12 protein-coding genes and 1 pseudogene are annotated in these 10,687 nt (G+C 48.3%); 8 read left to right on the top strand and 5 right to left on the bottom strand.

Annotated features, from left to right (window positions below; translation table 11 throughout):
* Positions 1-191: 191 nt before the first annotated feature.
* On the top strand, positions 192-647 hold the full coding sequence (gene tnpA / locus ACGF7G_RS13995) for an IS200/IS605 family transposase (RefSeq protein WP_387466248.1): 456 nt from the start codon (positions 192-194) through the stop codon (positions 645-647).
* A gap of 115 nt (positions 648-762) precedes the next feature.
* On the opposite strand, the pseudogene tnpC reads toward tnpA (ACGF7G_RS13995), so the two are convergent.
* The 5 genes and pseudogenes from tnpC to ACGF7G_RS13970 all read right to left on the bottom strand — a co-directional run.
* Positions 763-1,833, bottom strand: a pseudogene (tnpC, locus tag ACGF7G_RS13990) (IS66 family transposase); the annotation flags it as partial.
* Positions 1,834-1,896: 63 nt separating this feature from the next.
* Positions 1,897-2,232, bottom strand: a complete 336-nt coding sequence (tnpB, locus tag ACGF7G_RS13985; protein WP_387466246.1) for an IS66 family insertion sequence element accessory protein TnpB — start codon at positions 2,230-2,232, stop codon at positions 1,897-1,899.
* On the bottom strand, positions 2,226-2,528 hold the full coding sequence (gene tnpA, locus ACGF7G_RS13980) for an IS66 family insertion sequence element accessory protein TnpA (protein ID WP_387466244.1): 303 nt from the start codon (positions 2,526-2,528) through the stop codon (positions 2,226-2,228). The genes tnpB and tnpA (ACGF7G_RS13980) overlap by 7 nt, the downstream gene beginning before the upstream one ends.
* Before the next feature lie 367 nt (positions 2,529-2,895).
* Entirely contained in the window at positions 2,896-3,192 is a 297-nt protein-coding gene (gene nadS, locus ACGF7G_RS13975; RefSeq protein ID WP_133813298.1) for a NadS family protein, read from the bottom strand.
* Between the two features lie 80 nt (positions 3,193-3,272).
* The gene (locus tag ACGF7G_RS13970; protein ID WP_387466267.1) at positions 3,273-3,500 is read right to left on the bottom strand and encodes a type II toxin-antitoxin system RelE/ParE family toxin; all 228 of its coding nucleotides are present in this window, start codon (positions 3,498-3,500) and stop codon (positions 3,273-3,275) included.
* Positions 3,501-3,962: 462 nt separating this feature from the next.
* Between ACGF7G_RS13970 and ACGF7G_RS13965 the strand changes: the two genes are divergently transcribed.
* The 7 genes from ACGF7G_RS13965 to ACGF7G_RS13935 are packed head-to-tail and all read left to right on the top strand — an operon-like array spanning position 3,963 to position 10,135.
* Positions 3,963-4,754: a hypothetical protein gene (locus tag ACGF7G_RS13965; RefSeq protein ID WP_387466242.1), complete on the top strand. Its 792-nt coding sequence runs from the start codon at positions 3,963-3,965 to the stop codon at positions 4,752-4,754.
* Between the two features lie 2 nt (positions 4,755-4,756).
* The gene (locus ACGF7G_RS13960; RefSeq protein ID WP_387466265.1) at positions 4,757-5,494 is read left to right on the top strand and encodes a TIGR03759 family integrating conjugative element protein; all 738 of its coding nucleotides are present in this window, start codon (positions 4,757-4,759) and stop codon (positions 5,492-5,494) included.
* Complete coding sequence (locus ACGF7G_RS13955) at positions 5,473-6,096, top strand: transglycosylase SLT domain-containing protein (protein ID WP_387466240.1); 624 nt, start codon at positions 5,473-5,475, stop codon at positions 6,094-6,096. The genes ACGF7G_RS13960 and ACGF7G_RS13955 overlap by 22 nt, the downstream gene beginning before the upstream one ends.
* Positions 6,097-6,101: 5 nt before the next feature.
* Positions 6,102-6,638: an integrating conjugative element protein gene (locus tag ACGF7G_RS13950; RefSeq protein WP_387466238.1), complete on the top strand. Its 537-nt coding sequence runs from the start codon at positions 6,102-6,104 to the stop codon at positions 6,636-6,638.
* Complete coding sequence (locus ACGF7G_RS13945; RefSeq protein WP_387466236.1) at positions 6,638-7,240, top strand: restriction endonuclease; 603 nt, start codon at positions 6,638-6,640, stop codon at positions 7,238-7,240. Before ACGF7G_RS13950 ends, ACGF7G_RS13945 begins: the two co-directional genes overlap by 1 nt.
* Entirely contained in the window at positions 7,240-9,402 is a 2,163-nt protein-coding gene (traD, locus tag ACGF7G_RS13940) for a type IV conjugative transfer system coupling protein TraD (RefSeq protein ID WP_387466234.1), read from the top strand. Before ACGF7G_RS13945 ends, traD begins: the two co-directional genes overlap by 1 nt.
* A complete protein-coding gene (locus ACGF7G_RS13935; RefSeq protein WP_387466233.1) occupies positions 9,383-10,135 on the top strand; it encodes a TIGR03747 family integrating conjugative element membrane protein in 753 nt (250 codons plus the stop codon). Before traD ends, ACGF7G_RS13935 begins: the two co-directional genes overlap by 20 nt.
* Positions 10,136-10,687 lie beyond the last annotated feature (552 nt).

Here is a 10,687-nt window from a genome sequence, read left to right as displayed (position 1 = left end):
AATAATCCGGTATAGACTTTATGCCGGATTTTTTATTTATGGCTTTAGCCAGTTTAAGTAGCGTCAGCTGCTTAAACATAAAACCACCCGCTATGCGGGTGGAGACCCGAGGTTATACCAAGAAAAACACCTTTCCGTTACGATATAGATGTTCAAGCTAATATACGTAACTAAAATAAGGAAAGGTGTTTATGGGGATTAAAGCACAAAGCTCAGCACATACAAAGTGGCTGTGCAAATACCCTATCGTTTTTTCGCCGAAATACAGACGAAAAGTCATTTTTGCCAGTATCCGTACAAGCATAGGTGAAATATTACGAGACCTTTGTAAGTACAAAGGAGTTGAAATCATTGAAGGCCATTTAATGTCAGATCATGTCCATATGCTCGTGAGTATCCCACCGAAAATCAGTGTGTCGAGTTTTATGGGATATTTAAAAGGCAAAAGTTCGTTGATGATATTTGATAAGCATGCGAATTTAAAATACAAATTTGGCAACAGGAAGTTCTGGTCAGAAGGATACTATGTAAGTACGGTGGGGCTCAATGAAGCCACAATCCAGAAATACATAAGAGAGCGAGAAAAGTCAGATTTAATGCAGGATAAATTAAGTACACGAGAGTATGAAAACCCCTTCAAGGGGTAAGCCAAAGAGACAATGACCCTTTAGCTTGAACAAAGAGAAAGCGGCGTCATTTAGGCGCGGTCGGTAACATGCCCTTATAGGGCTAGAGCAAACCACCCGCTATGCGGGTGGTTATGATTTTTCGCTCCAGCTTGTACAGGTCGCGAATGCCATCCAGCGCCTGTTTCGCCACCGGACTTTGGCTCGCTTTGTATTGGTCAAAGAATTTGCGGCGGGCGTGGGCCCAGCAACCCGCTTCGGTGATATCCGACCGGGCATGCAGCGCGTTGTAACCGGCATAATCATCCGTCACCAGCGTACCGCCCGACCAGTCTTGCAGCAGGCTCTGGGCATAACGGCCACTGCGCCCGGGATGCAGCTCATAGTACACCACTGCCGGCGAGCTATCGGGGCCGGTGACAGACGTCCACAGATAGGCGCGCTGGGTCTGGCCTTTTCCCGGCACCAGTATCGGCAACGGGGTCTCATCGGCATGCAGCACCGGCGACGTCAGCAGCGTCTGCTTCAGGGCATCGGCCAACGGTTGCAACGCCACCACCACCTGCCCCACCCAGTCCGACAGGGTGCTGCGAGCCAGAATCACGCCGCTGCGGGCATAGATTTGTTGCTGACGGTAGAGCGGCAGATGGTCACAATATTTGGCGACCACCACCTGAGCCAGCAACCCCGGCTCCGGAAGGCCCTTTTCAATCAGCCGGGCGGGCTGGGCTTTGGCATGAATTCGCTGGCAGGCCGCACAGCTGTACTGCGGACAGACATAACGCCGGACAACAAACGTCGCGGGGCGATATTCCAGTCGCTCACTGATTTCATCACGCAAAAAGCGCAGGGCATGACCGCAATCCGGGCAGCTCTCCGTCTCCGGCGCCAGCCGGATATCTTCACGGGGTAATGTCGCCGGCAAAGGCTGACGTTTAGGCTGGGCCGGGGTCGCGTTTTCCCTGATATGCAGGCGTGACAGCCGGGTTTCCAGCACCGCGATATCGGTATCGGCATCTTCCTCAAACTGACTGCGTTTGGGACCGGCAGGCAGGGTTTCGCTGTGCGCGCCAAAACGCCAGCGTTGCGCCTGTTTCAGGGCCTCTTCCAGCTGGCGAATATAATCACATTGTTGCTGAAGCAGCGCCAGTGCCCGCAGGCGGAACTGGCCCGGGTCATCCAGCGCCATTAAGTCATTGAGCGTCATACCGACAGTGTACCGGATAATTCCCCGCCGTTATCCGGTGAAAGTGTGACCGGGGCGGCAGAATCAACTTCGCCAGCTGGACAGGTCATCCCCCTCGACCTGTTGCCAGTGAATGCTGCGGATGAGCCAGTCAAACTGGGCGGGCGTCATCACCCAGCTGCGCTCGCCCTGCTTCGGCCAGACAAAATGGGCCCAGTGCAGACGGCGGGTACACAGCCAGACGCCGTGTCGGTCCCAGCGCAACACCTTGAGACGGGAGCGGGCCTTGTTGCAGAAGACAAAAGCGGCTTCTTCCTGCCAGCGCAAATTCAGCCCCTCCAGGTGCTGGGTCAGGGCATCAATGCCCCGGCGCATGTCGACGGGCTCTCGCACCAGAAAGAGCTGTTGCGGTTTCAGCATCGGGCCAGCACCCGCATCACGTCAGGCAACAGCGTCAATGGACAGGCGATAGTATAGCCGTCTGGGGTATGCAGGGTGACGGTGCGCGCGTCGTCAGGCTGGAGTGAAACCGGCAAGATGGCGGGCAGTGTCTGGCTGAGAGGTTGGCGTATTTTGTTACTGTCGGCAATCCAGTCGCGGAAAGAGGAAAAACTCAGCTGATGCTGTTCACAATACTGTTTTCGGGTCAGGTCACTGTGGCGCCATTGGGTCACATGTTGCTGTTTTTGCTCCGGGGTATATCGGCTACGGCTCATGATGTCAGTCTCCAAATTAAAGAAAGGAAGCGGTAGCGTGCATGGGCCAGAGGGGAAGAGTAAGGTGAGATGACCGGAGTATTACACAAAAAAGGCACAATTTGGGAGTTGGTATCCCGGCATCAGAATTAATGAGCTAGCCGGAGTACGGTTGATAGTTCTACATTAACTACAGCAGCATAAACACTAATGTAGTGCCCCATACTTAGATTTTATGCTGTCCTGAAGCAGCATGTCCACATTGTGGACGTTGCAAGTATGACGTTATATCGGAAAGTAGCAGCTCAACGCAGTTACTTTCCGAACGTGCATAAAAAACAGCAATCTTTACCTAAACGTTCTAGACAATTAGCAATGCTTTTCTAGCTCAAATAGATCTTAACGTGTCTACGATATTCGGATTTTTCTCTATTAAAAATAGCATTTTCAATGCGACCCCTGATGGTATTCTCTGGTTTTGTTCCCAACTTTGCACCAGTCTAGTGCTCACCCCTACCATTTCCGCAAACTCGGATTGTTTCATACCGAAATTTTTGCGGATTAATTTAACATTAGGGATAGCATGACGATGAACATGTTCAGGCTTAGGCTGAAATTCACCGTTTTCTATAGCGACCATCTCATTTACACTACTCAAAAGCTCTTTAAACATGTTTTCTTCCATAATTTATCCTCAATACGTTAGATCATTCCCTGAAAATTTAGATATAAAATTGGAGAAGTTAACCGCCTGAAGGCTGCATTTTATTTCATATGTTGAACAGCATTTTTTAATTGTGCTTTCTGATCTTGTGTCAGGTCTTCTTGTACATTTTTCGGATAAATAAACAACAAATACAATCGACCACTTAACGTCCTGACATAGTAAATAACTCGTACCCCACCGCGCTTACCCATCCCTTTGCGACCCCAGCGAATCTTTTTGCACCCACCAGTTTGACTAATCGTGTCGCCATGTTCGTGATACTTCAACAAGTAAGTTTGAAGCTCCTGAAACTCATTTTATCTTTATATGAGTTCTGCTCTAACCCTACTGAAAGCGGTAGTTTCGATAAATTCCAAATAATCCATCGTAACTTCTCCATGCTGTCTATGATGACATCATACTGACACGCCGTGTTACTTTTCAAGTAAAAAAATGACACTACGTGTTAGTTTGGCTAAATTTAAATCTTTTCAATATATAATATGTGTGGTTTATATTAGACCTTCATTATTGGGGGGATAATTTTCATTTTTTTATGTTGAATTTTTTATCGTCATTCTCTCTGGTTTTGCCCAGTATGCTTCCCGGTATCGGGTAATCATATGATTAGACTCTAATCACGACCTGAATAAGTCGCATTTTTGTGTCCGTTGTTTTGTCAAGCAACCCGATAATACTAAAAGTACTCCAGGCACAGTGCTAAATAAAACAAACAAGGATGTTGTGGTATGACAACTGAAATCCCTCCTCTGTCGCCAACGTCTGAAGCTGAAATTGATAGCTTTCAGCAAGCGGTTTCTCAAAAGACCCAACCCAGATTGTCGTTAAAAAAATGTCTGGGGTATCTGTCAATATTGCTTGTTATTGTCAGCATAGCGTTGCTGGCATTCGTGGTACGGCAGCAACATCATCAGTTAGTAGAATTTCAGTCATTGGTACGAAATGGCTTATTCCAGCATTTACCTGATGAGGTGCAAAAGCTGCACGAACGGCTTGATAAAGCGGATACCGGCTTTGTCTCCCGTCAGGACTGGCAAATGCAAAATGACCGGTTTCATCAGGCATTGATAGCGCAACAGGGTTCCATCAACGACCAACAGAAACCGCTGGTACAGTCAGTGACTGATGTAAGCCGTGCTCATCAGGATCTTACCGAAGCAGTGAGTGTATTGAAAAATATCGGGAAACAGCAGGAAATGCGCGTTGACGCATTAATCGCGTGGAAATCTCAGCAGGAAAAGCATTTTGGTAAAAAAGCGGGCACACCTGACCGGGAGGTTCTTCGAACGAAGAAACGGATAGTGGCTCCTTTCATGCTTTCTGGTATTGAACGTCGGGGAGAACAAGTTTATGCCGTTATTATTCCACAAGACACAGCTCCTCATTCCCAACTATCTCAAATGCGCTTACTGACTCCGGGTGAAAGCGCATTTGAGTGGACGTTGGTCAGTATCTCTGATCATCAGGCTTTGTTCCAGGTACAAGGGCATCGTCAAATCCTGTCAGTCAATGGAAGGTAATGATGAGAAAAGATTTTTTCAGCCAGAGGAAAGGGTTGGTGCTGATTGGCGTTGTTATGTCTCTGTCAGCTTCGGCGGCACAGGTTGCTATCTCTGAACAGACAGAGACGGGAATGAAAGCGACTCAGCAACAGGTCACGCAGGCTGAAAACCACCGTATTCAGGCGCAAATATGGGGACTGACGGAAGCAGAGTTTCAGCGTTATCAGCAATTGATGCAAGGTAGACGGGGCATGCAGTCTCCTGGGCTCGATCCGTTGAGTGCATTGGGTATTGAGGCCGAAACAGTACAAGAGCGTCAACGTTATGCAGAATTGTGGGTTAAACAGGAATATGTCCGTACTGAAAAAGAGTTGGCGTTCCAGCGGGCGGTGGATGCGGCCTGGAAGCGTCTGGCGCCGAATATTTTGCCGGTTAATTTAGGCAAGGGGGACGGAATTGCACAGGGTAATCTGGGGCGGCTGGCGTTATTTGTGAAAGAGGATTGCGCGGCTTGTGATGCCCGGCTGGCTGCTGTCTTGTCAGTTGATCGTGAGGTGGATATTTACCTGGTAGATAGTGAAGGCAACGATGATGTTTTACGTACCTGGGCAGGTAAACATCATATTCCATTAGAAAAAGTCCGTAGCCGAAAAATCACGCTTAATCATGACAAAGGACGCTGGCGACAATTTGGTCAGGGGAAAATGCCGGTCGTACTACAACATGAGAATGACGGATGGCGTGTGGTGGCATTTTGAGTCTCGCTGTGGCGGGAAGTCTCTTTTGGGTGACAGAAGGTATGGCCGCTGCGGTAAAACAGGTTGTTCCGCCTGGGTACCAACAGATTGCGCGGGTGCATGGCGTACCTGCCGAAGTGCTTTATGCGTTGGCACTGGCTGAATCGGCAAAACGTTTGCCACAGGAGAAACATGAACGCCCCTGGCCGTGGACGCTCAATGTGGCTGGAAAGAGTTATCGCTATGCAACCCGGCAGGCAGTCTGGCAGGCGTTACAGGGATTTATGCGTAGCGTACCACTCAAACGTATTGATGTGGGGATTACTCAAGTGAATTTAGGCTGGAACGGCCATTATTTTCGTTCTTATTGGGATGCCTTGGACCCCTATAATAATCTTCATGCGGCAGCCCGTATTCTGAAAACCTGTTATCAATCCAATCCGGGTAGTTGGTTGAATGCGGCAGGCTGTTATCACCATCCCGCTGGCGGTCAACCCGCGAGTAAGTATCGGAAAATTGTCGCACGTAAACTGAGTACGCTAGAAACCCGATATCCTGTTTTGTCCACCAATATTGCTGTAGCTAATACGACACAGACCTGGATTGAACCGAAGGAAAAATAAAGAAGATGTTAATCCCTAACTTAATCCGTTACCGCTGTCGTTTATTTTTAATGATGATGATATTGACACCCTGTTCTCAGGCTGCACTGACTATTATGGCTGATTTGGGTGGACAATCTACAGCAGCGTATTTTGATGCCATTAACGCTCAGGACAATGAACTGACTACTTCTTTAAATACGGAAGTGACCCCGCCAGATTTAACCGAAGGGGGCATGTTACCGGTGGAAACGCCGGAATTGTCTCCCGGACCTGTTGACGTTCGTCCGTTGCAATTGCCGGGAATGGGGGCGTTGTTCATGATTGGGGATGATGCCCGGTCAAAACAGTGGTTGAAGAAAAATTTGGTTGGTCTTCGGAAAAAGCAGGCGGTGGGGTTGCTGGTCAGTGTGCGAGATAAAACACAACTGGATGAACTGCGTCAGCTTGCAGAGGGCTTGGTATTAGCCCCCGCTTCCGGCAGTGATTTGGCCCGGCGACTGAACTTGCGGCATTACCCAGTGTTGATAACCGATACTGGTTTAACTCAGCAGGTGCGTTGATGTGGCCTCGTCATCCGGTATTGGACACCGTGTGGCAGCAGGGTTGTCCAGCATGGTTACTGCTACTGTGGCTGTTGCTGACGATTGTGGTGCTGTGGCTCAACATACCTTCATTATCAGCCCGGTCATGGCGTCATCGTCACTACCGGACACAGGCTGTCCGTATTCTGGATCGGTTACCTCAGTTAGCGGGAGATGCACAACGCCTGAGATATTTACGCAAAATCAACCCGTATGTTTTTGAAGAATTATTGTTGTCGGCATTCGAGCGTCAGGGGCTGACCGTCATCCGCAACTGTCGCTACAGCGGTGATGATGGTTTGGACGGTCAGGTGTTTATCGCCAGGCAGCGTTATCTGATTCAGGCCAAACGTTACAGCCAGTTTATTGCAGCCCGTCATATTCAGGCATTTGGTACGTTGCTGATTAAAGAGCAATGTGGCGGCTTCTTTATTCATACCGGTCGCATCGGCACGACAAGCCGAACATTACTGAAATCGCATCCACGTATTCAGCTTATCAGTGGTCAGCGTCTGCTTGATTTGCTGGCAGGGAAACGAGACTGGCTGTGCCCTTCACATTTTCAATGGTCATGTGATTGATGAGTGATCGCTATGTGATTGAAACCCTATTGCGTCCGGCGGTAGAACTGAATACGGCTATGGTTGCAGCGGTAGCCGCAGGTGTCTGTATCGCAGCGCCTTGGGCTGTGGCATTGTCACCGTCCGTCAGTGATGTCACGGCGGCAGGTTTTGGCGTGTTATCCAGTATCCGATTCCGGCAGGGACTACGAGTACTGCACTACCGGCGTCATATCCGACGACTGCCCCGTTATGTGATGACCAGCAACCAAGTGCCAATAAGTCATCAACGACTGTTTCTGGGGAAAGGGTTTCTTTGGCAACAAAAACATACACAACGTTTGCTGGATACCCTGCGCCCGGAAGTCGAACGTTATGTTCAACCTCCCCGCTATTATCAATTAGCGCGGGCATTTGAGCGACGATTTGAATACTCATTACCCTCCTTATGTCGTCTGATGCAACGTGATTCTCCGTGGAACCCGGTGAGGCCACTGCCGCCGGTAGGGGGCAATCCGGCATTGCATGGCATTGAGCCGGAAGAGGTTAATGTGTCAATGGATCTGTGTGAACGAGTCGGTCATATGCTGGTACTCGGCACAACCCGTGTTGGTAAGACCCGGCTGGCAGAGTTACTCATCACGCAAGATATCCGGCGGGGTAATATCACGATTGTGTTTGACCCAAAAGGCGATGCAGACCTGCTCAAACGCATGTGGGCGGAAGCGCATCGTGCCGGTCGGGAAGATGAATTCCAGGTGTTTCATCTGGGCTGGCCAGATATTAGTGCCCGCTACAATGCTGTTGGACGTTTTGGTCGGGTTTCAGAAGTCGCTTCTCGTATAGCAGGACAATTGAGTGGGGCGGGTAATAGCGCCGCTTTTCGTGAGTTTGCCTGGCGCTTTGTCAATATCGTGACCCGCGCCTTGGTGGCTCTGGGGCAGAGACCGGATTACACCCTGATATTACGCTATGTCACCAATATTGGGGAACTGTATGAAACTTATGCTGAAAAAATTATCAGGCAACGCTTGCCTGTGTTATGGGAACAGGTGAAAAAAAGCCTGGGTCTGCTGACGGAAGATGATTTGCCACGCAATATGCAGGGGCAGGCGAATGCGGTAAAAATCTGGGCGATTGAAATGGCACTAAGCTCAGAAGCGGGGAAAAAACTCTACGATCCGATACTGGACGGCTTGCGCAGTGCGGTTCGCTATGATCGCACCTACTTTGATAAAATTGTGGCGTCGCTTTTGCCGTTACTGGAAAAGCTGACCACAGGGAAAACAGCTGCACTGCTGGCACCGGATTACACGGATATGAACGATCAGCGTCCCATCTTTGACTGGCAACAGGTGATACGTAAGAAAGGTATTGTCTATGTGGGACTGGATGCTTTGTCGGATGCGGAAGTCGCTTCGGCGGTGGGTAATTCCATGTTCGCAGACTTGGTTTCCGTTGCGGGTCACATCTATAAATTTGGTCTGGATGACGGTTTACCCGAAGGCAAAACGAGGAAACTTCCCATTAGCTTACATTGTGATGAATTCAATGAGCTGATGGGCGATGAATTTATTCCGTTGATTAACAAAGGGGGTGGTGCCGGGATAGAGGTAACCGCGTACACCCAGACCTTGTCTGATATTGAAGCACGTATTGGCAGCAGTGCTAAAGCGGCACAGGTAACAGGAAATTTTAATACCTTAGTCATGTTGCGGGTTAGGGAAAACAGCACAGCCGAGCTGCTAACCCGCCAGTTGCCGGAGGTGGAAGTGTACACTAAAACTTTAGTCTCCGGGATTACCGATATCTCCAGTCCAGAGCAGGGGAGTCACTTTACCTCTAATACACAGGACCGGGTTAGCACGATTAGAACGCCGTTAATTACCCCCGCAGAGGTGATTAATCTGCCGAAAGGTCAGGCATTTGCTCTGCTTGAAGGGGGACGGTTATGGAAGATCCGCATGCCGTTGCCAGCAGCCGATGATGATGACCTGATGCCGGCAAGTCTGCAAAAAATCGCTGATGATATGCGTAAACATTACCGTACCAGTGAATCCTGGTGGTCGGGTAGCGCAATGCCTGATGACAGACAAGTTGACCTGAATGCAGTGTTAAACACTGCTGTGTTGACCGATGATTCTGGCATGGAGGTGGCAAACAATGGCACAAGGGAAAACTGAGTCGCCGCAGACACCACCGAAAAAGTCAGGACCATTAAAAACGGTTTTGTGGGATTTTCCGTGGATGCTTATTGGCTTGTTGCTGGCCTCGCTGTTTTTCAGTCTGATGATTGAATATTTTGGGATCGCCTTTTTCTGGCCGGAGCAGGGAGAGAGACACAGCCAGCAAGTTATGATCACGGAAAGCGGTTGGTTGTCTAAAGAGTTTACCCGCAGCTTACTGTTATCAGAACCCGCTACTACGCTCAGTATCGGGTTAAAATGGGGGTATCAGTGGGTGCTGGTAGACAGTGGTACACTGGACTGGGTTAATCAACAGCATACAGTACAAGCTCGGAGCCACCATGAAATGGTGAGAGAGTTGAGCGATTGGCGTGTATGGCTGGCGGAAAGTTTGCGGAAGTACCTGCTGGCAACGGTATATGTGACCGTAACCTTTGTTATCCGGCTCACTATTCTGGTATTGTCTTTGCCATTGTTTGTGATGGTTATAGGTGTTGCTGTCGTTGAAGGACTCAGTCGACGTGACCTGCGACGTTATGGTGCTGCCTATGAATCGAGTTTTGTTTATCATCATGCCAAACGGTTTGTGAAACCGGCGTTTTGTGTACCCTGTCTGTTATATCTCTCCTGGCCGTCGGCTGTGTATCCTAATTTACTCTTGTTACCCGCAGCTCTCCTGTTGGGGATCACTATTACTGTGATGATGGGTACTTTTAAGAAATATCTTTGAGGTAAAAACGGTATGATGTGGATTTTTGGGTATTCCCATAGGATTAGTTTGGAAAATCAGTGTACTCGACTATGAGATTTTTAATGAGCTTAATGACGAAGATAATCTGGTGCGTAAATTTAGCATTTTTATCCAGTGGACTTACATTAGATTGACAAACTTTTAAAAGGGAGTTGGAATTGTTTTTAGAATAAATTATTCAATGACTAATAAGAATGAGTAAGATATATCAATCAAGTCTGCACGATTAGTCAGATGGTAGATTGAATATGATTTCTCCAGGTTGTGTTCCATCTGCTTTTATTTTTCAGGCGTAGGAAAAGAGATGGTAATTTACCTTCCATAATTTTCCTCTTTATCCAAAATAAGTATTTGCATTTGCTATAAGCGGTTTAAAAATTTACCGTCACTCTGTGGGTTAGTATTGACAACCCGACAGTATTAAAAAAATATCGCATAAAGTATTTATACAATAACGTCCTTAGGACGTTATTGTATAAATACCTACTTATTTGTCAAGGCATTTCATATTATGCTTAATTTCATTGAGTT

The sequence above is a fragment of the Photorhabdus sp. RM323S genome (genome assembly GCF_042879375.1).
Taxonomy (GTDB): domain Bacteria; phylum Pseudomonadota; class Gammaproteobacteria; order Enterobacterales; family Enterobacteriaceae; genus Photorhabdus; species Photorhabdus tasmaniensis.
This window is presented reverse-complemented; position numbering and strand designations above follow the sequence as displayed.